The organism is Bradyrhizobium sp. BRP56 (assembly GCF_020194035.1).
Taxonomy (GTDB): domain Bacteria; phylum Pseudomonadota; class Alphaproteobacteria; order Rhizobiales; family Xanthobacteraceae; genus Bradyrhizobium; species Bradyrhizobium australafricanum.
On the sequence record NZ_JADYVV010000047.1, the window covers coordinates 25,382 to 50,049 of the forward strand.

The 24,668-nt window shown below is 65.7% G+C and carries 23 protein-coding genes; 7 read left to right on the top strand and 16 right to left on the bottom strand.

All coding sequences use genetic code 11. The annotated features are described in order from the left end of the window. Window positions 1–139: 139 nt before the first annotated feature. From I6F38_RS28450 to I6F38_RS28465, 4 genes are all read right to left on the bottom strand, one after another. Window positions 140–838, bottom strand: coding sequence for an ABC transporter ATP-binding protein (locus I6F38_RS28450; RefSeq protein WP_038387064.1), 699 nt, complete (start codon window positions 836–838; stop codon window positions 140–142). Then, a complete protein-coding gene (locus I6F38_RS28455) occupies window positions 835–2,691 on the bottom strand; it encodes a branched-chain amino acid ABC transporter ATP-binding protein/permease (RefSeq protein ID WP_225162698.1) in 1,857 nt (618 codons plus the stop codon). The genes I6F38_RS28450 and I6F38_RS28455 overlap by 4 nt, the downstream gene beginning before the upstream one ends. Before the next feature lie 14 nt (window positions 2,692–2,705). Beyond that, window positions 2,706–3,581 (bottom strand): branched-chain amino acid ABC transporter permease, encoded by an 876-nt coding sequence (locus I6F38_RS28460; protein ID WP_225162699.1) that lies wholly within the window; start codon window positions 3,579–3,581, stop codon window positions 2,706–2,708. A 114-nt stretch (window positions 3,582–3,695) separates the two neighbouring features. After that, window positions 3,696–5,051, bottom strand: coding sequence for a substrate-binding protein (locus tag I6F38_RS28465; RefSeq protein WP_225162700.1), 1,356 nt, complete (start codon window positions 5,049–5,051; stop codon window positions 3,696–3,698). Window positions 5,052–5,343: 292 nt separating this feature from the next. On the opposite strand from I6F38_RS28465, the gene I6F38_RS28470 reads away from it, so the two are divergent. Together I6F38_RS28470 and I6F38_RS28475 are read left to right on the top strand one after the other, a co-directional pair. Further along, window positions 5,344–5,784 (top strand): hypothetical protein, encoded by a 441-nt coding sequence (locus tag I6F38_RS28470; protein ID WP_225162701.1) that lies wholly within the window; start codon window positions 5,344–5,346, stop codon window positions 5,782–5,784. A 145-nt stretch (window positions 5,785–5,929) separates the two neighbouring features. Next, entirely contained in the window at window positions 5,930–6,400 is a 471-nt protein-coding gene (locus I6F38_RS28475) for a helix-turn-helix domain-containing protein (RefSeq protein ID WP_225162702.1), read from the top strand. A 34-nt stretch (window positions 6,401–6,434) separates the two neighbouring features. Here I6F38_RS28475 and prfA read toward each other — a convergent pair whose 3' ends face one another. The 3 genes from prfA to I6F38_RS28490 form a co-directional block, all read right to left on the bottom strand. Further along, window positions 6,435–7,514: a peptide chain release factor 1 gene (gene prfA / locus I6F38_RS28480; protein WP_225162703.1), complete on the bottom strand. Its 1,080-nt coding sequence runs from the start codon at window positions 7,512–7,514 to the stop codon at window positions 6,435–6,437. Window positions 7,515–7,571: 57 nt separating this feature from the next. Beyond that, the gene (ptsP, locus tag I6F38_RS28485) at window positions 7,572–9,839 is read right to left on the bottom strand and encodes a phosphoenolpyruvate--protein phosphotransferase (RefSeq protein ID WP_028343590.1); all 2,268 of its coding nucleotides are present in this window, start codon (window positions 9,837–9,839) and stop codon (window positions 7,572–7,574) included. A gap of 495 nt (window positions 9,840–10,334) precedes the next feature. Continuing rightward, window positions 10,335–11,591, bottom strand: a complete 1,257-nt coding sequence (locus tag I6F38_RS28490) for an aspartate kinase (RefSeq protein WP_225162704.1) — start codon at window positions 11,589–11,591, stop codon at window positions 10,335–10,337. A gap of 209 nt (window positions 11,592–11,800) precedes the next feature. Here I6F38_RS28490 and I6F38_RS28495 point away from each other — a divergent pair, with 209 nt between their 5' ends. The 3 genes from I6F38_RS28495 to I6F38_RS28505 all read left to right on the top strand — a co-directional run bounded on the left by I6F38_RS28495 (window position 11,801) and on the right by I6F38_RS28505 (window position 14,209). Continuing rightward, complete coding sequence (locus tag I6F38_RS28495; protein ID WP_057015559.1) at window positions 11,801–12,268, top strand: PH domain-containing protein; 468 nt, start codon at window positions 11,801–11,803, stop codon at window positions 12,266–12,268. A 14-nt stretch (window positions 12,269–12,282) separates the two neighbouring features. Further along, the gene (ubiG, locus tag I6F38_RS28500; protein WP_225162705.1) at window positions 12,283–13,053 is read left to right on the top strand and encodes a bifunctional 2-polyprenyl-6-hydroxyphenol methylase/3-demethylubiquinol 3-O-methyltransferase UbiG; all 771 of its coding nucleotides are present in this window, start codon (window positions 12,283–12,285) and stop codon (window positions 13,051–13,053) included. A gap of 256 nt (window positions 13,054–13,309) precedes the next feature. Continuing rightward, a complete protein-coding gene (locus tag I6F38_RS28505; RefSeq protein ID WP_092083108.1) occupies window positions 13,310–14,209 on the top strand; it encodes a DMT family transporter in 900 nt (299 codons plus the stop codon). Between the two features lie 59 nt (window positions 14,210–14,268). Here the strand turns inward: I6F38_RS28505 and I6F38_RS28510 are convergent, their stop codons facing one another. From I6F38_RS28510 to I6F38_RS28530, 5 genes are all read right to left on the bottom strand, one after another. Then, window positions 14,269–14,709 (bottom strand): EamA family transporter, encoded by a 441-nt coding sequence (locus I6F38_RS28510; RefSeq protein WP_225162706.1) that lies wholly within the window; start codon window positions 14,707–14,709, stop codon window positions 14,269–14,271. 113 nt (window positions 14,710–14,822) lie between these two features. Continuing rightward, window positions 14,823–15,293 carry a DUF1178 family protein gene (locus I6F38_RS28515; protein ID WP_225162707.1) on the bottom strand — a complete coding sequence of 157 codons (471 nt, stop codon included), beginning with the start codon at window positions 15,291–15,293 and terminating at the stop codon, window positions 14,823–14,825. Next, the gene (locus I6F38_RS28520) at window positions 15,290–16,165 is read right to left on the bottom strand and encodes a carbon-nitrogen hydrolase family protein (RefSeq protein ID WP_225162708.1); all 876 of its coding nucleotides are present in this window, start codon (window positions 16,163–16,165) and stop codon (window positions 15,290–15,292) included. The genes I6F38_RS28515 and I6F38_RS28520 overlap by 4 nt, the downstream gene beginning before the upstream one ends. Further along, on the bottom strand, window positions 16,165–16,437 hold the full coding sequence (gene grxC, locus I6F38_RS28525) for a glutaredoxin 3 (protein ID WP_057015554.1): 273 nt from the start codon (window positions 16,435–16,437) through the stop codon (window positions 16,165–16,167). Before grxC ends, I6F38_RS28520 begins: the two co-directional genes overlap by 1 nt. A gap of 29 nt (window positions 16,438–16,466) precedes the next feature. Further along, window positions 16,467–17,276, bottom strand: a complete 810-nt coding sequence (locus I6F38_RS28530) for a ComF family protein (protein ID WP_225162709.1) — start codon at window positions 17,274–17,276, stop codon at window positions 16,467–16,469. Window positions 17,277–17,353: 77 nt separating this feature from the next. Here I6F38_RS28530 and I6F38_RS28535 point away from each other — a divergent pair, with 77 nt between their 5' ends. Continuing rightward, complete coding sequence (locus I6F38_RS28535; RefSeq protein WP_225162710.1) at window positions 17,354–18,196, top strand: methyltransferase domain-containing protein; 843 nt, start codon at window positions 17,354–17,356, stop codon at window positions 18,194–18,196. A gap of 98 nt (window positions 18,197–18,294) precedes the next feature. Here I6F38_RS28535 and I6F38_RS28540 read toward each other — a convergent pair whose 3' ends face one another. Both I6F38_RS28540 and I6F38_RS28545 read right to left on the bottom strand, forming a co-directional pair. Next, window positions 18,295–19,470, bottom strand: a complete 1,176-nt coding sequence (locus I6F38_RS28540) for an IS481 family transposase (protein ID WP_225162711.1) — start codon at window positions 19,468–19,470, stop codon at window positions 18,295–18,297. Window positions 19,471–19,865: 395 nt separating this feature from the next. Next, complete coding sequence (locus I6F38_RS28545) at window positions 19,866–20,276, bottom strand: (deoxy)nucleoside triphosphate pyrophosphohydrolase (protein ID WP_028337314.1); 411 nt, start codon at window positions 20,274–20,276, stop codon at window positions 19,866–19,868. 174 nt (window positions 20,277–20,450) lie between these two features. Here I6F38_RS28545 and I6F38_RS28550 point away from each other — a divergent pair, with 174 nt between their 5' ends. Continuing rightward, entirely contained in the window at window positions 20,451–21,779 is a 1,329-nt protein-coding gene (locus tag I6F38_RS28550) for a TadE/TadG family type IV pilus assembly protein (protein ID WP_225162712.1), read from the top strand. Between the two features lie 297 nt (window positions 21,780–22,076). Here I6F38_RS28550 and argJ read toward each other — a convergent pair whose 3' ends face one another. Both argJ and I6F38_RS28560 read right to left on the bottom strand, forming a co-directional pair. Beyond that, on the bottom strand, window positions 22,077–23,336 hold the full coding sequence (argJ, locus tag I6F38_RS28555) for a bifunctional glutamate N-acetyltransferase/amino-acid acetyltransferase ArgJ (protein WP_225162713.1): 1,260 nt from the start codon (window positions 23,334–23,336) through the stop codon (window positions 22,077–22,079). 282 nt (window positions 23,337–23,618) lie between these two features. Continuing rightward, window positions 23,619–24,545, bottom strand: coding sequence for a peptidylprolyl isomerase (locus tag I6F38_RS28560; protein ID WP_225162714.1), 927 nt, complete (start codon window positions 24,543–24,545; stop codon window positions 23,619–23,621). Window positions 24,546–24,668: the final 123 nt, after the last annotated feature.

The window sequence follows — 24,668 nt, forward strand, 5'->3', positions numbered from 1 at the left end:
CAAAGCAATTTTGCGCTGTAGCGACGAAGCAATCCATCCATCCGCGCATGCGGACCGATGGATTGTTTCGCGGAGCCTGTCATCGGGCGCGCGTTCGCGCGACCCGTTGGCTCGCTGACGGCGGAGAAAGCGACGCGCCCTAAACCCCGAGATAGCGCTGCAGCACATCGGGCTGCGCCTTGATCTCCTGCGCCGGCCCTTCATGGACGATGTGTCCGTTGTTGATGATGTAGATGCGCTGCGCCAGCGCGAGCGTCGCGGCGAGGTTCTGCTCCACCAGCACGATGGTCTGTCCGGCCTCGGCGAGGTCGCGGCACGCCTTCATCAGGTCGCGCACGATCACCGGCGCCAGGCCCTCGAACGGCTCGTCGAGCAGGATGATCTTGGGATCGCGCACCAGCGCGCGCGCGATCGCCAGCATCTGCTGCTCGCCGCCCGACAGGTCGGTGCCGCGGTTGCTCCGCCGCTCGCGCAGCCGCGGGAACATCTCGTAGATGCGGTCGAGCGGCCAGCGCTGCGAGGCGGTCAGGCCGGCGATCACGAGGTTCTCCTCGACGCTCAGGCTGCCGAAGATGCGGCGCTCCTCATGGACCAGCTGCATGCCGGCCTGCGCGATCTTGTGGCTCTTCCGGCCGGAGATCTCGACGCCGTCGAACATCACTGAGCCGCGGCGCGGGGTGACGACGCCCATCAGGCTCTTCAGCGTCGTGCTCTTGCCGGCGCCGTTACGTCCGAGCAGCGCCACCACCTCATTGCGCTCGACGCGCATCGAGACGTCGAACAGGATGTGGGAATCCCCGTAATAGCTGTTCAGTCCATTGACCTCGAGCAGGCTCATGCGGCGAGCACTCCATGCACGCCGCCAAGATAGGCTTCCTGGACGGTCGAGTTGGTCTTGATCTCTTCCGGCGTTCCCTCGACCAGCACGCGGCCCTCCTGCAGCACGGTGACGCGCTCGGCGAGCTCGAACAGCGCATCCATGTCGTGATCGATGATGATCATGGTGCGGCCCTGGCTGATCGACTTCAGCAGCTTGACGGTCTCGACGCGTTCGCGCGGGCTCATGCCGGCGAGCGGCTCGTCCAGCAGCAACAGGCTCGGCGACGTCGCCAGCGCCAGCCCGATCTCCAGCCGCCGCTTCTCGCCATAGGCGAGCTCGGACACCGGCGTATCGGGCCTCGATGTCAGATTGACCAGCTCGAGCGTCTGCTGCACGCGCTCGGACAGGCCGGGGATGCTGTCGATGCTGCGGAACAGGTCGAGCTTGAACTTGCCGCGCAGCGCCGACAGCGCCGCGATCACCAGATTCTCGCGCACTGTCAGCCCGGCGAACAGCTGGTTGACCTGGTAGCTCTTGGTCAGGCCGAGCTGACAGACGTCGGTGACGTTCATGCCGGTGATGTCGCGGCCCTCGAACAGGATGGTGCCCGAGGTCGGGTGCACCTCGCAGGTCAGCATCTTGAAGAAGGTCGACTTGCCGGCGCCGTTCGGGCCGATGATGCCGCGCAGCTCGCCGTGATTGACGGTGAAGTCGATGTCGCTGTTGGCGAGCAGGCCGCCATAGCGCTTGGTCAGGCCCCTGGCCTGGAGGATCGGGCCGGACGGACTGCCGCCGGCACGAGCCGCCACCGGCTTCGGCGCGGCGGGCGCCGTGGCGTGCCGCTCGCTTGCCACGGCGACGACCTCGGGTGCGCTCTCCTCCGGCTCCTTGGCGCCGCGCTGTCCGGTCAGGAGGCGGTAGAGATCGGCGAGGCCGCCGATGATGCCGCGGCGCAGGAAGCACACCAGCAGCACGAACACGATGCCGAGCACCAGCTTCCAGGCCGCGCCGAGCCCGAGCGCCGCCTGCAGGAAGTCCTGCAGCGACAGCCACACCGCGGCGCCGACCAGCGGCCCGAACAGCGTGCCGCGGCCGCCGATCGCGGTCTGCATCACGAGCTGGCCCGACGTATCGAAGGTGAACGCGTCGGGTGGCATGAAGGCCTGCAGCACGCCGAGCAGCCCGCCGGCAAAGCCGGCATAGGCGGCGGCGATCACGAAAGCGGTGAGCTTGTAGCCGTGGATGTTGTGGCCGACTGCGGTGGCGCGCAGCGGATTGTCGCGGATCGCGCTGAACACGGCGCCGACCGGCGAGCGCACGATGCGCAGCGCGATCACGACGCCGATGAAGTAGCACAGCGCCAGGAACTGGTAGAGCGACCAGCCGGTGGTGAAGTGCAGCGTGGTGAAGCCGAGATTGAAGCTCGGGGTCGGCACGCCCGGCAGCCCGTTCTCGCCGCCGGTGAAGTCCGACAGCGGATTGAACTCGACGAAGAAGAACACCTCGGCGATCGCCACCGTGATCATTGCGAAATAGATGCCGGTGCGGCGCAGTGCGATCAGGCCGATCAGATAGCCGGTAGCGGCGGCCGCGATCATGCCGATGACGAGCGCGAGCACGACGTAGGGAAAGCCGGCGCGCGTCAGCAGATAGGCCGCGACGAAGCCCCCGGTTCCGTAGAAGGCCGACTGGCCGAACGACAGCAGGCCGGTGAAGCCGAATAGGATGTCGAAGCCGAGGCCGAACAGGCCCCAGACCAGGATCCGGTTCACCGTGTTGGGCGCGAAGCCGAGCCACGGCAGCACGAAGGGCGCGACGATCAGTCCGGCGGCGGTCAGGAATTCGATCAGGTATGGGCGCTGTTTAAGCATCTAGATATCCGTCGTCATTCGCGGCCCTGCGTGCCGAGCAGGCCATGCGGTCTGAGCACCAGCACGAGCGTCATCGCCGCGAACAGCATGACGTAGGCGTAACCGGGGTTGAACATCGAGGTGATGCTGATGATCTCGCCGGCGATCAGCCCGCCGAGGATGGCGCCGGGAAACGAGCCGACGCCGCCGATCACCACCACCACGAAGGTCTCGACCAGGATGTCGTCGCCGACGCCCGGCGTCAGCGACACCACCGGTGCATTGATGATGCCGGCGAAGCCTGCGGCCATCGCGCCGATGCCGAACACGATCATGAAGACGCGGTAGACGTTGATGCCGAGCGAATCGACCATCACCGAATCCTCGATGCCGGCGCGCACGATCATGCCGAGCCGGGTGCGGTACAGGATCAGGAACAGCGCGCCGAGCGCGACCGCGACGATGCCGACCACCGCAAGCCGATAGGTCGGGTAGAACAGGAAGCCGAGCGAGGTGATGCCCTGCAGCATCGCCGGCGGCGGCACCACCTGCGACTGGCTGGTGAAGATCAGCCGCACGATCTCGACGAAGCAGATGCCGAGGCCGAACGTGACCAGGAGCTGGTCCTCATGCGGGCGGTGGTAGAAGTGGCGGATAATGATCCGCTCCATCGCAATCCCGAGCACCATCACGAACAGCGAGCCTGCGATTACGGCGAGAATGAACGAGCCGGTGTAGGAATAGGCCACATATCCGGCGTAGCCGCCGATCATGAACATGGCGCCGTGGGCGAGGTTGAGCACCCCGAGCGTGCCGTAGATGATCGTCAATCCGGAGCTGATCAGCGCTAGCAGCGCGCCGAGCGCCAGTCCGTTGAAAAGTTGCGAGACGAAATTTGGCCAGTTGATCATGGCGCGCGTTCACTCAGCCGTATATCTGGCCTAGTCGATGGAGGATGCGTTCCGAGAAAAGCGGCGCCGCGGGCCGGGTCGCCCCGCCCACGGCGCCGAGTCTTCCCACGTTAATCAGGTGTAGTCGCCGAGATGGCAGCCGAACGCGTCCGGCTTCTGCATCAGGCCGTCGCCGGGGACGATCTCGACCACCTCGTAATAGTCCTCCTTGTTCTTCATCTCCTTTTCCATCTTGCCGCGGACGATGACGACGGGGCGGACGCACTGGTGATCCTCGGGGCGATAGTGGACGTCGCCGACCAGCGAAGGCAGTGTCTCGCCCTTCTCGTAGGCCTTGATGACGTCGGGCGGATAGAAGCTGCCGGCTTCCTCGACCATGCGGGCCCAGTGCGCGAAGCTGACATAGGCGTTCTCGGCGCCCCATTCCGGCTTGTAGCCGTACTTCTTCTCGAAGGCCTCGTTGAACATCTTGGCCAGCGGATACTTGTCCTCGATGGTCCACCAATAGTCGGTCGCGGCGTAGACGCCCTGCATCAGGCCGCCGGTCTCGCGGGCGATGAACGGCACCTGGTAGGGCACCACGAGCTTCATCTTATCGAGCACGCCGAACTGCTTGGCCTGCTGCGTCGACAGCACGGCATCGTGACCCCAGTTGACGTTGATCAGCACGTCGGCGCCGGAGTTCGCGACGTTGAGCAGATAGGACGAATAGTCCGGCGCGCCGAGCGGCGAGACCTGGTTGGTGACGGTGGTCCAGCCCGCCTGGGCGAGGTAGTCCTGCATCGACTTGGTGACGGTGTGGCCGTAGGTGTAGTCGGGCGTCAGGTAGGCGGCCTTCTTGTTCTTGCCGAACTGCTTGATCAGCACCGGCGCGATCGCCGCCGCGGCGGTCTGGCCGAAGAAGTTCTGGCGGAAGCCGTAGCGCACGCAATCCTTGCCGGTGGTGTCGTTGGAGCCGGAAATGCCGCAGACGAAGATCACCTTCTCGCGCTGCGCCAGCTTGTTCAGCGCCACCGCGACCGCGCTCGACGTGCCGCCCGTGATCATCACCGCCTTGTTCTCGGAGATGAAGCGCTGCTGCGCCTGCACGGCCTCGTTCGGCTTCGCCGCGGAATCCGCGACGCCGAATTTCAACTCCTTGCCGAGCACGCCCTTGCTGGTCTTCGGCGAGATCTTCTTGATCAGCTCGTGGCCGCTGTTGATGTGCTCGATCGCGAGCTGGTAGCCCTTGAGTTCATCCTCGCCCTGCACCGCATAGGTGCCGGTGCGCGGGACCGAGATGCCGATGAACGCCGAAGAGCCCGACGTGCCAGCGGGATAGGTTCCGATCGCCGGGTGGTCCTCGGCGAATGCCCGCGATGCGATCGAGGCCGGCAGCACGCTGCCGCCGATCAGGCCCGCGCCGGCTTGCAGCAAAGTGCGGCGCGAAACGTTCGGGGCACTGCCCGGCCGAAAATCCTTGGTGCTCATCGCTCAGTATCCTCCAATTATATTGATTGTTGGCGCGCATGCTCACTCGTCGCCTGATCGGATCGATCGGCGGCACGATGCGCGGGCTGCAATCGAGCAGCCTGTCACAGCTACAATTCCCCACCGGCATATTTAGTCAATGTCACCTTTCGTCGAATCATATCGGCCTACGATAGAATTAATATCGTTCTACGATGTATCGAGGGTTTACCGACCGGGGGCGGGTCCTGTAAGTGAGGGAGCGATGATCCAGGAGCCTTCAAGTCGCACCGGAAATGCCGGAGAGCACGCCGTGTCCGAGCACGGTGGCGCCGGGCAATCGGGCAGCCTGAGCATCCGCGCGATCAACGTCCTGAAGGAGCTGGCGGTAGAGCTGCTCGACGAAGTGCCGCCGAAGGTCGGCTGGACACCGACGGACGATCTGTTGCGCCTGCTCACCGCGCGCCATCTCGCGACCGCGCGAAATTGCGGACGGCAAACCATGCGCGAGATCATCGCTTGGGCCGAGACGCGCGGGATAACGATCCCGTCTCCGCATCACACCGGCAAGTCGTTGTCGGAGGTCTGGGGCGATCTGGTCGCGCGTGCCTCGGCCGGGCATCTCACCAAGAGCGAGATCACCGAGGCGCTGGAGAAATCCATTCGCCGCAGGAGCCCGCGGATTCCGGTCGCGTTCCAGATCGTGCTGCTGAAAATATTGAGCTCGACCTACGATCACTGGCCGCAGCCCTGAGCTTGCGCGGCCCCGCCGCTCGATCGTCAAACCGTTGAAAACATGAGTGGAAGGGCGGCCGGTAGTATGGTGCGTCCGGCGCGGGCTTGATAGCGTTGCACGGCGTCTGCCGTCCGGCGGAGCGAGCCAGCAGCAGGACGACTGAATGCCGCAACCAAAGCAACGACGAGCGCCAACCGGCGCAACGAAACGCAAGGCGGCGGCCGCGCCGGTGGACTACCGGGCGCTTGCGCAGTTTCGCTACGAGCTGCGCCGGTTTCTTGCATTCAGCGAGGAGGGCGCCCGGAAGGCCGGAATGACGCCGCGGCAGCACCAGGCGCTGCTCGGCATCAAGGGTTTCGTCGACCCCGGTCCGCCGACCGTCGGTGACATCGCGCGGTTCCTGCTGATCCGGCATCACTCCGCCGTCGAGCTGATGAACCGCATGGCAAAGCTCGGGCTGGTCAGCCGCCTTGCCGATCCCGACGACGCGCGGCGGGTTCAGCTCAAGCTGACGGCAAAGGGTGAGCAGAAGCTCCAGGCGGTCTCGAAGAAGAACATCGAGGAGCTGCGCCGCGTCGCGAGCCCGGCGTTGCGCCGCTTGCTGAAGTCTTCGCCGTCTTCCGGAGAGGACTGAGCGCAGCATCCGCCGGCGCAAGCGGCGGCGCGCGTCAGGCCGCGGCGCCCTGCGCGGCGAGTTGTGCCGCCTGGTGCTCGGTGGTCAGCGCATCGATCAGTTCGCCGAGCGCTTCGCCCGCGATCACCTGCGGCAGCTTGTAGAGCGTCAGGTTGATGCGATGGTCGGTGACTCGCCCTTGCGGGAAATTGTAGGTGCGGATGCGCTCGGAGCGGTCGCCGGAGCCGACCTTCTCCTTGCGGTCGGCGGAGCGCGCCGCATCGACGCGCTGGCGCTCGGCATCGTAGATGCGCGAGCGCAGGATGTTCATCGCCGACGCCCGGTTCTTGTGCTGCGAGCGACTGTCCTGCATCATCACGACGATGCCGGTCGGCAGATGGGTGATGCGGATCGCCGATTCGGTCTTGTTGACGTGCTGGCCGCCGGCGCCGCCCGCGCGCATGGTCTCGATCCTCAAGTCGGTGTCCTTGATATCGACGTCGACGTCCTCGACCTCCGGCAGCACGGCGACCGTGGCGGCCGAGGTGTGGATGCGGCCCTGCGTCTCGGTGTCGGGCACGCGCTGCACGCGGTGCACACCGGATTCGAATTTCAGCTTGGCGAACGCGCCGCGGCCCTGCACCTCGGCGATGATTTCCTTGTAGCCGCCGACGGTGCCTTCGCTCGCCGAGATCACCTCGACCTTCCAGCCCTGCAAGGACGCGAAGCGCTCATACATCCGGAACAAGTCGCCGGCGAACAGCGAGGCCTCGTCGCCGCCGGTGCCGGCGCGGATTTCCAGCATCACGTTGCGGTCGTCCATCGCGTCTTTCGGCAACAGCGCGATCCGGATCTCCTGCTCGAGCTCGCCGAGCCGCGCCTGCAGCGTTTCCAGCTCGGCTTCCGCCATGCTGCGCATCTCGGGATCGGTCCCGGCGTCGGCCAGCATCGCCTCGGTATCGGCGAGTTCACTACGCGCAGAACGATAGAGCTTCACTGCATCGATCAGCGGGTTGAGCTCGGCGAGCTCGCGCGTGATCTGCACATAGCGCTCGGACTTGACCTCGCCGAGCAGCTCGGCCTCGAGCGAGGCATGATGGGCGAGCAGGACGTCGAGTTTGGCTTCGGGTAGCATGGCGGTATCTCGAATTGCGGAAGGTACGGAAGGGCGGCAGCGGCGACGGCAGCGTCGCTACAAGGCCAGCCCCTCGGTTTCCGCAAACTTCGTCAGCGCCGCGCGGATCGAGACGCTGCCGACCGGCGCATCCAGCAGCGGATTGATCATCGCCTCGGCCTTCTTGGCATCGAGGTCGAGGATCAGCGCCTTGACCGGGCCGTGCGCGGTTGCCGACAATGAAAGCGAACGGTAGCCGATCGCGATCAGCGCCAGCGCGCCGATCGGCTTCGAGGCCATCTCGCCGCACAGCGAGGCGGCCTTCTTCGCCGCCTTGGCCTTGCGCACGATGTCGCGCAGCGCGCGCAGGATCGGCGCCGACAGGATGTCGAAACGTTCGGAGACCTTGGCATTGCCGCGGTCGACCGCAAACAGGAACTGGAACAGGTCGTTGGAGCCGACCGAGACGAAGTCGACCTTCTTCAGCAGCTCGTCGAGCTGGTAGAGCAGCGCCGGCACCTCGACCATGGTGCCGATATCGATCCGCTCGGGCAGCGAATGGCCGTGCTGGCGCAGATAGGTCAGCTCGCGCTCGACGATCGCCTTGGCCTGATCGAACTCGGCGATATCAGAGATCATCGGGAACATGATCTTCAGCGCGCGGCCGCCGCCGGCGCGCAGCAGCGCGCGGATCTGGCCGCGCAGCAGGCCGGGCCGGTCGAGGCCGAGCCGGATCGCGCGCCAGCCGAGCGCGGGATTTTCCTCGATCACGGTCTCCATATAGGGCAGCGCCTTGTCGCCGCCGATGTCGAGCGTGCGGAAGGTGACGGGCTTGGAGCCTGCGGCGTCGAGCACGGTGCGGTACAGCGCGAGCTGGTCGCTCGAGCGCGGCAGGTTTGGGCTCACCATGAACTGCAATTCGGTGCGGAACAGGCCGATGCCGGCGCTGCCGGTGTCGTCGATATGCGGCAGGTCGATAGTCAGGCCGGCATTGATCAGAAGCTCGATCGGCTGGCCGTCCTTGGTCACGCAGGCCTTGTCGCGCAGCGCCGAATATTGCGCCTGCCGCCGCGCCCGGAACCGGACGCGCTCGGCATAGGCGGATTCGATCTCGGTCGAGGGGCGGACATAGATCTCGCCGGAAATGCCGTCGACGATGATGGCGTCGCCCGGATCGGCGATGCCTGGCGCGTTCGGCACCTCGCCGACCGCGGGAATGCCCAGCGCGCGCGCCACGATCGAGACGTGGGAATTCGCGGTGCCTTCCTCCAGCACCAGGCCGCGCAGCCGCTTGCGGTCATAGTCGAGCAGCGCCGCCGGGCCCATCGCGCGGGCGATCAGGATGGCGTTGTCGGGCAGCTGCTCGCGCGACGGCGCATGGTCCTGGCCGACCAGCTGCCGCATCAGGCGATGGCCGAGATCCTCGAGGTCGTGCAGGCGGTCGCGCAGATAGGGATCGGTCGAGCGCAGCATGCGCGCGCGGGTGTCGGACTGCACGCGCTCGACGGCGGCTTCCGCGGTGAGGCCGGTGGCGACCGCCTCATGCAGCTTGTGCGACCAGCCCTGGTCGTTGGCGAACATGCGGTAGGCTTCCAGCACCTCGCGGTGCTCGCCGCCGTCGGCGACGTCGCCGCGCTCCAGCATGCGGTCGAGATCGGCGCGCAAATTGGCGAGCGCGGTGTCGAGCCGCTTGATCTCCTTCGGCAGATCCTCGGCGATGTAGTTGGTGATCACGACGCGCGGCTCATGCAGCACGACATGGCCGAGCGCGATGCCGTCGGAGAGTACCGCGCCGGTCTTGTGCAGCGAGTGCCGCGCGGCGGGCTCGGCGCCGGGCTGCGCCAGCGCAGCAAGCTCGCCGGAGGCGATCATCTCCGCCAGCACCATGGCGGTGGTCTGGAGCGCCTCGACCTCTTCCTCGACATAGGTGCGCTTGGCGCGGTTTTGCACCACGAGCACGCCGAGCGTGTTGCCGGCGCGCAGGATCGGCACGCCGAGGAACGAGTGGTAGGCCTCTTCGCCGGTCTCCGGGCGGTAGGCGAAGGCCGGATGGCTTTGCGCGTCGGACAGATTGAGCGGCGTCGCCTCGCTGGCGACGAGGCCGACCAGGCCTTCATGCGCGCTCATCACGGTGCGGTGGACGGCGTCGCGGTTCAGACCTTCGGTGGCGTAGAGCTCGAGGGTGTTGTCGATGCGCAGCACGTAGCACGAGCAGACCTCGGCCACCATGTTGGCCGCGATCAGCACCACGATCTTGTCGAGCCGCTCCTGGGCGGAGACTTGCTCCGCCATGGTCTCGCGGAGCCGTCTCAACAGGATGCGGGGGCCTCCCGACGCGCTCCGCATGTGTTTCAGTCCCTCCCCGCGAAGCCAGCGCACCGGTGCGGCCGGCCGCTGGCGCAAAACTCGTCAAAAACAACAATTTTAGTCATTCGGTGTCGCCGCTCGCCAGTTCCCGCCGATTCGCGATCACCGAAACTGTGCCACAGTTTGCGACAGCCTACCTGACTGGCCGTATAGCCAATCGAGGCTTGCTTTGCCAAGCAAAACGCCTGCCAGTAGCAAATAACGTCTGCGTCAGCCCAATGCTGCGCCCGCTAAGAGAAATTCTAACTCCGGGGCGCGGCTAGGTGACCCTCTTCCCTTCTCCCCTTGTGGGAGAAGGTGTCCGTAGGCGGCGCACAGGCCGCCGTCCCTGGAAGACGCCGATGCTGGGCATCGGCTATGCAAGGTCCGCGACGGGCGAGGGGTCTCCATCCACGGAGACAGGCCCCTCACCCGGTTTCGATGCTCCCGCATCGAACCCACCCTCTCCCACAAGGGGAGAGGGCTCCCAAAGACCTACGCCTGGTCGAGGCCGTACAGCGTGTGCAGCGTGCGGACCGCAAGCTCGGTGTAGGCGGCGTCGATCAGGACCGAGAACTTGATCTCGGAGGTGGTGATGGCGCGGATGTTGATGTTGCGGTCGGCCAGCGCCTTGAACGCCTTCGCCGCGACGCCCGCATGGCTGCGCATGCCGCTGCCGATCACCGAGACCTTGGCGACGTCGGTCGCGGTGTCGAGACGGGCGTAGCCGATCTTGGCCTTGGCGGCGGTAATCGTGTCCTTGGCGCGGTTATAGTCGCCGGCCGGAACGGTGAAGGTGAGGTCGGTGGTCTTGCCGTCCTCGGACACGTTCTGCACGATCATGTCGACATTGATATTGGCATCCGCGAGCGGCCCGAAGATCGCGGCGGCGACGCCGGGCTTGTCCTCGATCTGGCGCACGGAAATTTGGGCTTCGTCCTTGGAGAAGGCGATGCCGGTGACGACGTGCATTTCCATGATTTCCTCCTCGCTGCAGATCAGCGTGCCCGGCGGCTGGTTGGCGTGCGGGTCGATATCCTCTGGCTTGTCGAAGCTGGAGCGCACGAAGATCGGCATGTTGTGCACCATGCCGAGTTCCACCGAGCGAACCTGCAGCACCTTGGCGCCCTGCGAGGCCAGTTCCAGCATGTCCTCGAAGGCGATCTTGTCGAGCCGGCGCGCCTTCGGCACCACGCGGGGATCGGTGGTGTAGACGCCGTCGACGTCGGTGTAGATGTCGCAGCGGTCGGCGCGCAGCGCGGCGGCGATCGCCACCGCCGAGGTGTCCGAGCCGCCGCGGCCGAGCGTGGTGATGCGGCCGGTATCGGGATTGATGCCCTGGAAGCCGGCGATCACGGCGACTTCCTTGCGCTCCTTGAAGCGGGTGATGATCTCGGTGCCGTCGATATCGACGATGCGCGCCGAGGCATGCGCCTCCGAGGTCTTGATCGGGATCTGCCAGCCCTGCCAGGAGCGCGCCTGGATGCCGATGCCCTGCAGCACGATCGCGAGCAGGCCCGAAGTGACCTGTTCGCCGGAGGCGACCACCGCGTCATATTCGCGCGCGTCGTGCATCGGCGAGGCATCGGTGCACCAGGCCACCAGCTCATTGGTCTTGCCGGACATCGCGGAGACGACGACGGCGACCTCGTGGCCCGCGTCGACCTCGCGCTTCACATGCTGCGCGACGTTGCGGATACGATCGATATTGGCGACGGATGTACCGCCGAATTTCATCACGAGGCGGCCCATGACGACGCGTCTATTCCTTTAAGAGGATAAGTAGGTTAACCCACGCCGAAAACCGCAAGCGCGGGGACCGAAACGCGCGTATACATAGCGCCGCGCCCGGGGGCAAGCCGGTAGGTAGGGGGCCCTCGAGTGTCTTTTGGGGGTGTTTTGACCGGTTGCGGGCGGGTTGTGGCGCACGGGTAACACGGGGCAACTCGAAGGCGGATTGGATGGGACGTTATATCGACGAGATCCTGCAGCCTGGCGAGAAGGTGCTGTATTCCACCAATGCGCACTGGATGTTCTATTTGCCGGCGATCGGGGCCTGGATCGTGGTGCTGGCGCTGCTGATCCTGTCGCGGATGACGACGGTCGACGGCCTCGTGATGGCCTGCTTTGCCGCCGCCGCCGTGGTTGCGGTCGCGGCACTGTACTGGACCGCCGCGGCCTGGTTCCACCGCTGGACCACCGAAACCGACGTCACCAATTTCCGCGTGGTGCACAAGAGCGGCTTCATCAAGCGGCGCACCTTCGAGATGAGCCTCGACAAGGTCGAGAGCGTCGACGTCAACCAGAGCATCATGGGGCGCCTGCTCAACTATGGCGACGTCACCATCCGCGGCGTCGGCGAGGGCATCGAGACCATCAGGACCATCGCCGCGCCGCTGTCGTTCCGCAATTCGATCACCGCGCGATAGGGGCGCGCGCAATCATGGCCACGCAATCAACTCTTTCCGGTTCCTCCACCAATGCCTCCGCCAGCTCGGTCGATCCGGCCGAGGTCGCGAAATTCTCGAAACTGTCCGATGAATGGTGGGATCCGCGCGGCAAGATGGCGCCGCTGCACAAGATCAACCCGCTGCGCCTGACCTATATCCGCGACGCCGCCTGCCGCAAGTTCGAGCGCAACGCCAAGAGCCTCAGCTGCCTGTCCGGCCTGCGCCTGCTCGACATCGGCTGCGGCGCCGGCCTGTTGTGCGAGCCGTTCACGAGGTTAGGGGCCCAGGTGATCGGGATCGATCCCTCCGCCACCAACATCGCTGCCGCGAAACTGCACGCCGACAAGGGCCATCTGTCGATCGACTACCGCTGCACCACGGTGGAGGAGATGGACGCCCGCGAGCGCTTCGACATCGTGCTGGCGATGGAGGTGGTCGAGCACGTCAACGACGTCGGCGCCTTCATCAAGCGCTGCGCGGTCATGCTCAAGCCCGGCGGGCTGATGGTGGTCTCGACCCTGAACCGCAACTGGAAGAGCTTCGCGCTGGCGATCGTCGGCGCCGAATACGTGCTGCGCTGGCTGCCGCGCGGCACCCATGAGTGGAGCAAGTTCGTCACTCCCGCCGAGCTCGAGCGCTATCTCGGCGACGTCAACCTCACCGTCACCGAGCAGGCCGGCGTGGTCTACAACCCGCTCGCCGACAAATGGACCGTGTCGACCGACATGGACGTGAACTACATGGTGGTGGCGGAAGAGGTGTGAGTTAGATACCACGGTCTCGGCCACACAACAGGTGTCGTCCCTGCGAAAGCAGAATGCGTAGCCCGGATGGAGCGTAGCGTAATCCGGGACTGCTTCGTCCGCGGATGAGCTGGCCCCGGATTGCGCTTCGCTTCATCCGGGCGACGGAAGTTTGTGGACATCGCGCAGGCCTGTCATGCGCCCACTCGGTTGACCGCGTCAGCGGCAATCGGCACGCTGGGCGTGTACTCCCGCCGGCATGCTTTCCTTATCCCCCATGTTCACGATCGCCTCGCTCTGGATTCCCTTCACCATCGTCGCCGCGTTCGGGCAGGTGGCGCGCAATGCGATGCAGCGGCATCTGACCGGGCCGCTCGGGACCTGGGGCGCGACCAATATCCGTTTCCTGTTCGGCCTGCCGTTCTCGGTGGTGTTCTTCGCGCTGGCGGTGCTGCTGACCGGCGATCGCGTGCCGTGGCCGGCGGCCGCGTTCTGGCCGTGGCTGGTAACCGGCGCGCTCAGCCAGATCGTCGGCACCGGCTTCATGCTGCTGGCGATGAACGACCGCTCTTTCGTCGTCACCACGGCCTACATGAAGACCGAGGCGATCCAGACCGCGATCTTCGGCTTCATCTTCCTCGGCGACCATCTCACCACGACCAAGGTGATCGCGATCGTGATCGCGACCATCGGCGTCGTCATCACCGCGCTGCGGCCCGGCGGGCAGAAGAGCTTTGCCGACCTGCGCCCGACCGTGCTCGGCCTCGGCGCCGCCGCGGTGTTCGCGATCTCGGCGGTGAGCTTTCGCGGCGCGATCATCGCGGTGCCCTCAGTCTCATTTGTCACGGCGGCCTCCTACACGCTGATGTGGAGCCTCCTCGTGCAGACGCTGATCCTGTCGGTCTATCTGTTGCTGCGCGCGCCCGACGTGCTGAGGTCGATCCTCAAGCTGTGGCGGCCCTCGATGTTCGCGGGCTTCATGGGCGCGTTCTCATCGCAATTCTGGTTCCTGGCGTTCGCGCTCACCGCCGCCGCCAATGTGCGCACGCTGGCGCTGATCGAGGTGCTGTTCGCGCAGGGCGTGGCGTATTTCTCGCTCAAGCAGCCGTTCTCGCTGCGCGAGGTGTTCGGCATCGTCCTGATCGTGATCGGCGTCGCGCTGCTGATCGCCGCGTAGACTCTTGTTTGACGCGTTTTCTTCGCGCGAACCGGTGCCCACTTCGCTCGAAAACGCTATCAGCCTTTCACCGCGACCAGCACCGCTCCGGCGGAGATCAGCGCGATCCCGATCCAGCCATAGGCCGAGGGGCGCTCGCCGAGGAAGACCGCGCCGAACAGCGCCACCAGCACCACGCTGAGCTTGTCGATCGGTGCGACGAGTGTGGCTGGTCCAAGCTTGAGCGCGCGGAAATAGCAGATCCATGACGCGCCGGTGCCGAGCCCGGACAGCAGCAGGAACAGCCAGCTCTTCGCCGAGATCGGCCCGGACTGGGTGAATTGCCCGGTCGCGAACAGGATGGCCGACAGCGTGATGAGCACGACCACGGTGCGGATCAGGGTGGCGAGATCGGAGTTGATGCCCTCGACGCCCACCTTAGCGAAGATCGCGGTCAGCGCGGCGAACACGGCGGAAAGAAACGCCCAGACCTGCCAGGAGGAGAAGGAGTCGGGGGGCATGCTCTTCCCAGATTGTCATTCCGGGGCGGTGCGCAGCACCGAACCCGGAATCTCGAGGTTGCGGCGCGAGATTCCGGGTTCACGCTTCGCGTGCCCCGGAATGACGCTGCGCGTCAATTCCGGTCTTCCGGCAGCGTCGGCAGCGGCGAGACCTCGACGCCTTCGTCGATCAGCGCGCGGGCCTCCTCGGGCGAGGCTTCGCCATAGATCGGCCGGTGCTCGATGTCGCCGTAGTGCATCTTGCGCGCTTCGTTCGGGAAGCGGTCGCCGACATTGTCGGCGTTCTTCACGATGTGGTCGCGCAGCTCCTTCAGCTTGCTGCGCAGCTCGCGCTCCTGCGCCATCATCAGCGACGTCGACTCGCTCGCCGCTGCCTCGACGGGCGCGGCCGGCGCCGGCTGGGCCGGTTCGCGGCCCTTCTTGCTGACGACCTGCGGCGCCATGATCGCGCGCTCGATCTTGCTCGAGCCGCACGACGGGCAATCGATCAAGTGACGCCGCTCCTGCGATTCATAGGCCGCGGAGCTCTGGAACCAGCTCTCGAACTGGTGGCCGCGCTCGCAGCGCAGCGTGTAGCGGATCATGCCGAACCCCGGACGAGGTGCAGATGCTCCGGGCCGGCCTTGGGGTCGGCAATGCCGAAACGCCTGCCATGCTGCAACGAGGGAACGGTCTTGCGTGCGGTCTCGACCTTGGCCGGATCGATCTCGGCCAGGAACACGCCCGGCTCGACGCCGCCCTCGGCGAGGATCTCGCCCCAGGGGTCGATGATCAGCGAATGCCCGAAGGTCTCGCGCTTGTTCTCATGCAGGCCGGCCTGCGCCGCTGCGAACACGAAGCAGCCGGTCTCGATGGCGCGGGCGCGCAGCAGCGTGTGCCAATGCGCTTCGCCGGTCTTGCGGGTGAAGGCGGACGGCACGGTGAGGAACGATGCGCCGGCTTCGGCCAGCGCGCGATACAGCGCCGGGAAGCGCACGTCGTAGCAGATCGTGAGTCCGATCCGGCCCCAGGGCAGGTCGGAGATCACGGCGGTCTCGCCGGGCTGATAATTGGCCGATTCGCGATAGCTTTCGCCGCCCGGCAGATCGATATCGAACATATGGATCTTGTCGTAGCTCGCGAGCAGATTGCCCTCGGGCCCGATCAGGAACGAACGGTTGACCGCCTTCTCCGGCGAGTACCGCAGCGCCAGCGAGCCGATATGCAGGTGGATCTTCAGTTCGGCGGCCAGCGCGCGATACGCCTTGAGCGACGTATCGTCTTCTTCGCTCGCCAAATGCTCGAACAGCGCCTTGCGGTTGAGCTGCATCATGTTGCTGACCTCGGGGGTCAGCACGTACTTGGCACCCTGCGCCGCCGCCTCGCGGATCAGCCGCGTGCCCTGCTCGAGGCTCGGCTCCGGCAGCAATCCGGTGCGCATCTGCACCATGGCGGCGGTGAAAATGTTCTCCGTCATCAGGCGCCGCCTCCGTTGCTGAGCAGGCCGTCGAGCTTGCCCTCGCGGTCGAGCGCGTAGAGCTCGTCGCAGCCGCCGACATGGGTCTTGCCGATGAAGATCTGCGGGAAGGTCGAGCCGGCACCGGCGCGGCCATACATCTCGTCGCGATAGGCCGGGTTGCTGGCGACGCTCAATTCGGTGAACGCGGCGTTCTTGCGCGTCAAAAGCGATTTGGCCGCGCTGCAATAACCGCAGCCCGGGCGGGTGTAGATTTCAATGGCAGCGGTCATGGTGCGCTCGGTTGAACCAGAATGTCAGATTATATGGGAGCGCGGTGGGTATCGACAACCCGGGCAAACACCAGCACGTCGACCTGCGCGGCTTTGGCGCGGAGCAGCGCCCGCGCGCAGGCGTCCACTGTCGCTCCCGAGGTCAGGACGTCGTCGACCAGGATCACGCGGCGGCCCTGGACGTCAGCCTTGCGTTCATCGGCGACCCCGAATGCGCCCTGGACATTGCTGGCGCGGTCCTTGCGTGACAGCCCGATCTGCTGCTCGGTGGCGCGGATGCGCCGCAGCGCTTCGGCAGCCATTTTGACGCCGCTCTGGAGCGCGATCACCTTGGCGAGCGCCCCGGACTGGTTGTAGCGCCGGCTCCAGCCGCGCCGCCAATGCAGAGGAACCGGAACCAGCAGATCGGCGTCGGCGAGCAATTCCTTCCCCGCCCGCGCCATCCAGCGACCCATTGTCGGCGCCAGATCGGTGCGATCCTGGTATTTCAATGCGTGCACCAGCGTGCGCGCGACGTCGTCATAGCGCACCGCGGCGCGGGCGCGCTGGTAGGCCGGCGGATTGGCGATCGCCTCCATCGACAGCAACTCGGGCCCCGGATCGTAGACGAAGGGAATCCCGAGCCGCGGGCAGAACGGCGGCGCGATGAACGACAATCTGGCCCAGCAGGCCGCGCACACCCCCTCGCCATCGACCGGCTCGCGGCACGAAACGCATAGCGTCGGCAGCGCGATATCGAGCGCCAGCCGCGCGGTGCGCAGCCACGCGCTCCCGATCGCGCCGAGCGCGCGGTGGACGTGACCGGTAATGGAGCGTGTCGGTGATGCCTCGGCGTCCATGGCGGCGAGGCTAGCGTTTGATCAATGCAGGCTCAAGGCGCATTGCCTGCGACGGCGGTCCGGCGTAACCAGCCGGCATGACACCGAACCCGCCGACCGCCCCCATCCTGTTCGACCGCGCCTTGCTCGGCGCGCGGCTGGCACGCGCGCGGCGCGAGGGCGCGGCGACATTCCTGCTCGAGCGTGCCAGCGAAGACATGGCGGACCGCTTGCTGGCGGTGTCACGCAGCTTTTCCGCGGCGGCCGATGTCTGGACGCCGGGCAACGGGCTCGCGGACGCCCTGCGCGGGCGTGTCGCCGCGGTCGATGCGATCGGCTTCAGCGAGGAGGAAGCGCTCGGCCTGGCGCCGGAGTCGCGCGATCTTGTGGTCTCCGCGCTCGCCTTCCAGTTCGTCAACGACCTGCCGGGCGTGCTGGCGCAGATCCGCCGGGGGCTGAAGCCGGACGGGCTATTGCTCGCGGCGATGCTCGGCGGCGATACGCTGACCGAGCTGCGGCAGAGCTTTGCCGCGGCGGAGGCCGAGTGCGAGGGCGGGGCCTCGCCGCGCGTCGCGCCGTTCGCCGATCTACGCGATATCGGCGCGCTGCTGCAGCGCGCGGGATTCGCGCTGCCGGTGACTGACGTCGACCGCGTCGTGGTGCGCTATGCCAGTGCGTTCGCGCTGATGGCCGATTTGCGGCGGATGGGCGCGACCAATGTGCTGCGCGAGCGCCGTCACACCTTAACCCGCCGCGCCACCATGCTGCGGATGGCGCAGATCTACGGCGAGCGCTTCGCCGATCCCGACGGCCGCATCCGCGCCACCTTCGACATCGTCTGGCTCTCCGGCTGGGCGCCGCATGAAAGCCAGCCGAAGCCGCTCAAGCCAGGGTCGGCGAAGGCGAGCCTTGAGGCGGCGGTGAAGGGGACGAAGCGTTAGGGACGCACGATGCAAGGGCTCCCTCTCCCGCTTGCGGGCAGGGCAATCGCATATGGAATGAACCGATTCTTTCGCGCCGTCATGGCCGGGCTTGTTGTTTAGTCCGGAGACATGGCTGACACCTGTTCGGACACATCACTGACAGGTTGGCCATTGGTCAAGTCGATCGATGCGACCTGCCAGCTGGCGAAGAAGATTCCGTAGTGACCGTCGCGATCCAGCGGCCGGATGGCAAGCTGTTCGCGCGCGAAGGCCTGTGGAACCTTCCAGAAGCGTCCCTTGAAGGAGATGTAGGGTCTCGTCGATGAGACCCTGCGCACGATCTCGCCGCTGTCGTATTCGACGTTCGGGACGCGGGCCGGCATGGCACGGATACTCGGTCGGAAGCGATCGGCGGGAACGTGCATATCGAGGCCCTGGTGGGGACGCTGCAGATTGTAGACCGGCCGCCAGGCATCGAAGGCACGCTGGACTTCCGGGAGGGTGCGAAAGCGGCGCATTGCAAAGACCTCGGCCTTCAGGGTGCGATGGAAGCGTTCGTTCTTGCCGCGGGCCTGCGGGTGGCAAGGCCTGGCGTGCACCACCCTGACGCCCAGCTTGAGCAGCCACACCTTCAGTCCGGTCCAGCGAATGCCGGACGTATCGCCCCAGGGTGAGCCGTTGTCGGTGTAGAACGCCTCCGGCAGGCCGTAGCAGCGGAACGTCGTCGTCAGGTGGTCCTGCACGGTGAGACGCTGCTCGTCGGCGCAGGCCTTCAGGCACAGCACATAGCGCGAGTGATCGTCGACGACCGTCAGCGGATGACACCGCGTCCCGTTGGCGAGCGGCAGGTGGCCCTTGAAGTCCATCTGCCACAGCAGATTGGGAGCCTCCTTCTCGAAGCGATGCCCTGGATTTGGCGGTGTATTCTCGCTCGGTTTGACCCGCCCGTTCCGGCACAGGATCCGGTGCACCGTCGACGGCACAGGCACCGTCTGCCCGTTCCGCTTCAGGCAGTGGGCGATCTTGCGTGCTCCCCAAGCCGGATGCTTGTCGCGCACAGCCAGGACCCCTGCCTCGACCGCGGCCTCGCTGCGCTTGGGCATCGCATGCGGGCACCGCGAACGGTCGGCCAGCTCCCGATCGCCGGCCTGCCAGCGCCGCAGCCACTTGTAGCCGACGTCAGGGCTGATGTTGAACCGACGGCAGAGCTCGCGCCGGTTGGCCCCCTCTTGCAAAGCAAGCCGCACAAACTCATGGCGCTGATCCATCACTGACACCTCACTCCAAGGCATGGACGGCCTCCCGAATCGGACCAATCCAGCCAATGTTGATGTGTCAGCTATGTCTCCGAACACCCGTCAGTGATCTGTCCGGGCTAAACACTTGTCCCGGCCATCCACGTCTTTTCTCCGCGTGGAAACGAAGACGTGGATGCCCGGGACAAGCCCGGGCATGACGAGTTTGTGGGAACTCCGATCGCCTCAAACGGCCATATGCGATTGCCCTGTCCTTGCGGGAAAAAGCGAGGGGAGCTTGCACGATTTCGGAATAATGGAATTATGCCGCTGAGTTGCCCGACGTGTCAAGCCGCCTGGTCGGACGCCGGCCACCGCCACCTGCTTTGCATGGGGTTGTTTTCGATATTTTGGCAGCGCGCCTCCCGCGCAAGCGGAAGAGGCGAAGAGGATCACAGCAACAGATCGATCAGATGCGGCAGCAGCGGGATGTCCGCGGGCGGCATCGGGTAGTCGCGCAGCTTGCTTGCGCGGACCCAGGCGAGGTTCTGGCCCTCGCGCGCCACCGCGATGCCCTCCCAGCGCCGGCAGATGTAGAGCGGCATCAGCAGATGGAAGGTCTCGTAGGCATGGCTGGCGAAGGTCAGCGGCGCGAGGCACGGCTCGCTCACGGTGATGCCGATCTCCTCGTGCAGCTCGCGGATCAGGGTCTGCTCCGGCCGCTCGCCGGGCTCGATCTTGCCGCCGGGGAATTCCCACAGGCCGGCCAGCGCCTTGCCTGCGGGGCGCTGCGCCAGCAGCACGCGCTTGTCGGCATCGACAAGCGCGCAGGCGACGACGAGGGTCAGCTTGATGTCAGCCATGCGGCGGGGGATTCCTTCCAGTCTGCAAGCTTTCATTAACCAGCAACGCGCTGTCAGCCAAACGATTTATGCCCGCGCGGCTTTCCGCGATCGCGATAAGCCGGCCTTAATTCGTATCCGGCAGGGTGAAGGTTCTCATTTATCTGCCCATCATATTCTTTGCCGACATAACCCATGAGCATCTTGATCCGGACCATCAGCCGTTTCCGTCGCGATCGCTCCGGCAACATCGCAATGACCTTTGGCCTCGCTGTGCTGCCGCTCGTCGTCGCGGTCGGATGCGCGGTCGACTATTCCCGCGCCAACCAGATCCGCAGCAAGCTGATATCGGCCGCCGACGCCGCGAGCGTCGGATCGATCGCCAAGGCATCGCCCGGCTTCATCGCCGCCGGCGCCATGACCTCGGACGGCGAGATATCGGCAGGCGAAGCCGACGCGACCAAGATCTTCAACGGCAACATCTTCAACCAGAACGGCTTCACGCTGACCAGCGTGACGCCGACCATGACCAAGACCGGCGGCGTCATCACCTCGACGGTCAAGTTCACCGCCGATGTCCCGACCATGTTCCTCGGCGTGATCGGACAAAGCAAGATGACGGTGACCGGCGCGTCGACCTCGACCGCGAACATGCCGCTCTATATCGATTTCTATCTCCTGCTCGACAACTCGCCGTCGATGGGGGTTGCGGCGACGCCCGCCGACGTGACCAAGATGGTCAACAACACGTCCGACAAGTGCGCCTTCGCCTGTCACGACTACAACGACGCCAACAACTACTACAATCTCGCCAAGACGCTCGGCGTGACGACGCGGATCGACGTGCTGCGCAGCGCGACCCAGCAATTGATGGACACGGCCGCGAACACCGCGACCTATGCCAGCCAGTACCGGATGGCGATCTACGATTTCGGCGCCTCGTCGAAGACGATCGGCCTGCGCGCGCTGTTCTCGCTGTCGACCAGCCTGTCGAGCGCCAAGTCCGCGGCCGGCAACATTGACCTGATGGGCGTCTACGGCAACAACGATTCCTACACCGCCGACAAGGACAGCCAGTTCTCGACGGTGCTTCCGGCCATCAGCAACGCGATCAGCGCGCCGGGCCCGGGCACGGCGGCGGCGCCGATGAAATACCTGTTCTTCGTGTCCGACGGCGTGGCCGACGAGCCGAATTCAAGCTGCCTGAAGCCGATCAGCGGCGGCAATCGCTGCCAGTCGCCGATCAATCCAGCGCTGTGCACGGCCATCAAGAACCGCGGCGTCAAGATCGCGGTGCTCTACACGACTTACCTGCAGCTGCCGACCAACAGCTGGTACATGACCTGGATCGATCCGTTCAACCAGGGCCCGTTCGGCCCGTCGCCGAACAGCCAGATCGCGCAGAACATGCAGGCCTGCGCGTCGCCGGGCTTCTATTTCGAGGTCAGCCCGACCCAGGGCATCGCGGACGCGATGAACGCGCTGTTCAAGAAGGCGGTCGCCGACGCGCGGATCAGCAGTTAGCGAAGCGCACACGCTCTATCACCGTCACCCCGAGGAGGCCGCAAAGCGGCCGTCTCGAAGGGGCGACGGCCAGGGTTTCTCTATGCGGCGCTCTCGTGGCCGTGCATCCTTCGAGACGCGCTACGCGCTCCTCAGGATGACGGGACTCACGCCGTCATTGCGAGCCAACGGGTCGCGCGAACGCGCGCCCGATGACAGGCTCCGCGAAGCAATCCATCTGTCCGTACGCTCGGAACGATGGATTGCTTCGTCGCTTCGCTCCTCGCAATGACGGAGGTGGCGACGCTATGTCGGCTGCTACGACCTGTAGTCGCCGTTGATCGCGACGTATTCCTTGGTGAGGTCGCAGGTCAGCACGCGGTCTTTGGCCTTGCCGAGGCCGAGCGCGACCTTGATCTGGATCTTCGGCGCCTTCATCGCCTCCGACACCTCTTTCTCGTTGTAGGACGGATCGCGCGCGCCGCTCTTGGCGACGCGGATGCCGTTGAAGGAGATCGAGAGCTTGTCGCGGTTGGCGGGCTCGCCGGCCTTGCCGACCGCCATCACCACGCGGCCCCAATTGGCGTCCTCGCCGGCGATCGCAGTCTTCACCAGCGGCGAATTGGCGATCGACATCGCGATTCTGCGCGCCGACGGTTTGGTGGTGGCGCCCTCGACCACGACCTCGACCAGCTTGCGGGCGCCTTCGCCGTCGCGCGCCACCTGCTCGGACAGATCAGCGAGGATCTGCTGGAACGCTTTGGTGAAGGCCTTCAGCCGCGGGTCGCCGGCGCGCGAGATCTTCGGCGCGCCGTTGGCAGCGGCGGCGCCGGTCGCGAAGGCGAGCAGCGTGTCCGAGGTCGAGGTGTCGCCGTCGATGGTCAGCGCATTGAAGGTGTCCTCGACGCCGGCCTTGAGCAGCGATTGCAGCACCGAGGCCGACAGCGGCGCGTCGGTGAAGACGAACGACAGCATGGTCGCCATGTCGGGCATGATCATGCCGGCGCCCTTGGCCATGCCGTTGATCGTCACCTTGGCCTTGCCGAGCTTGACGGTCGCGGTGGCGACCTTCGGAAAGGTGTCGGTGGTCATGATCGCCTTCGCTGCGTCCATCCAGAGATCGGGGGTGGCGGTCTCAGCGAGCTGCGCCAGCACGCCGTCGAACTTGGTGGCGTCGAGCGGCTCGCCGATCACGCCGGTGGAGGCGAGGAACACGTCCGACGTCGCGCAGCCGACCGCCTTCGCCGCGATCTGCGCGGTCAGCGCGGTGGATGCCTTGCCGGTCTTGCCGGTGAAGGCGTTGGCGTTGCCGGAATTGACCACCAGCGCGCGCGCCGATCCTTTTTTAGAAGATCCTGCGCCCTTCAGCTTGGCGCGGCACCATTCGACCGGCGCCGACGGGCACTTCGACTTGGTGAAGACGCCGGCCACCGTGGTGCCCTTGTCGAGCAGCGCAAGCAGCACGTCGGTGCGCCCCTTGTAGCGGATGCCGGCGGCAGCGGTCGCAAGCCGCACACCCGCGATCACGGGCATCTCGGGAACGTCGGGCGGGGCGAGGGGGGAGACGGCGGTGGACATCGGCAAGTTTCCGGCTACGGGGAGGGAAGCGCTCCATAACATCTCGCCGCGAGAAGCGGGAGAGGGCGCGATGCGAACGCGCTGTCATGAATTGTTCAAGGAAGCGGTAGCGCGACGAATGCGTAGCCCGGATGGAGCGAAGCGCAATCCGGGACAGGTCCCTCCGCGGCAACAGACCCCGGATTTCGCTGCGCTTCATCCGGGCTACGAGGAAGCTGTAAAAAGCAAAATGGCCGGGACATGCCCGGCCATCGCGCATTGAAGCTATTGACGTCGCGAAGCTTACTTCTTCGGCGGCGCCATCTTGTTGTCGGCCGGCTTCGGAGCGTCCTTGGCGGCATCCGCCGGCGCGGCGGCGTCGGCCGGCTTGTCCATGCGCTCGACCTTGGCGGCCTCGCGCAGCTTGGCGACATAGTCGGCCTGCGCCTTGCGGGTCACATAGGTCTCGATCTGGGCCTTCACCTGCTCGAAGTCGGGCGCCTTGCGGTTGCGCTTTTCCTCGACCTTGATGATGTGCCAGCCGAACTGCGACTTGACCGGATCGGAGATCTTGCCCGGCTCGAGCGAGAAGGCGACCGCGGAGAATTCCGGCACCATCTGCTCCTTGGTGAAGAAGCCGAGGTCGCCGCCGTCGGAGGCGCCGGGGTCCTTGGACTTCTTCTTGGCGAGCTCGCCGAAGTCGGCGCCCTTGTCGAGCTCGGCCTTGATCGCCTTGGCCTCGTCCTCGGTCTCGACCAGGATGTGGCGGGCGCGCACCTCCTGCTCGCCGGTGATCTGCTTGGCGGCCTCCTCATAGACCTTCTTCATGGCGTCGTCGGTGGTCGCGGCCTTGCCCTCGCTGGCAAGCAGGCTGTCCATCAACAGGCGGTTGCGGGTGAAGGCGAGCCGCTTCTTGAAGTCGTCATTGTTCTCGATCTTCTTGTCCTCGGCGGCCTTGGACACGATCTTCATGTCGATCAGGAAGGACAGCACGTTGTCCTTGCGGGTCGAGGGGTCCATCTGCTGCAGGCTCGGGCCGAGTTCCTCCTCGGCGAGCGCCACGTCGCTGGCGTGGATCTCCGAGCCGTTGACCTTCGCCAGCACCGGATCGGATTCCGCGGCCCGGACCGGGAGGCCGGCAGCCAGCACTGCGACAAGACAGCCCGTCGCGGCCAGGGTGGCGAGGCCGAGGCGCAGGCCGGTTTTGGTTTCCGGGGGCGAGGTGGTCATGCAAAATCCTTGTCTCAAAGGGGGGAAGCTCGAGCGGGGCGGACACTCGCCCAATCGTGTTACATTGGCAACGCGAAAGTCTTGTCAAAATGATGAATTCCTTGACATCTTGCCAGCGTTGAC